Below are 291 nucleotides of genomic sequence, written 5' to 3'. Positions count from 1 at the left end.
ATACAAGCGTGTACCAGCTCAACGAATTAGATTTTATGTACCGCCAGCTTTCAAGCGATATGCAAGAAGAATATGTATCACTACTTACGGTGTTTGAGAATTTAGAAGCACTTTATATTTGCAGGAACGTGATTACGGTTTATCCTGACTGCAAAAGCATGATAGATGTTGCAAGGCAAAAGCTGATGAACGACCCGACATTTAAGCATTTATCCGAGGACTGTCAAGAATATTACTTTGACTTTGAAGCCTATGCTTCTCACTTGCAGGAACACGGGAAATTTTTAGTAA

At 38.8% G+C, this 291-nt stretch carries 1 pseudogene; it reads left to right on the top strand.

From position 1 onward, the window contains the following. A pseudogene (locus LJE11_RS19495) lies at positions 1 to 291 on the top strand (antirestriction protein ArdA); the annotation flags it as partial.

It is taken from the genome of Blautia sp. DFI.1.216, assembly GCF_020594215.1.
GTDB lineage: Bacteria > Bacillota > Clostridia > Lachnospirales > Lachnospiraceae > Blautia_A > Blautia_A wexlerae.
Note: the sequence above shows the minus strand (reverse complement) of the source record. Positions and strands in the feature narration are given on the sequence as shown.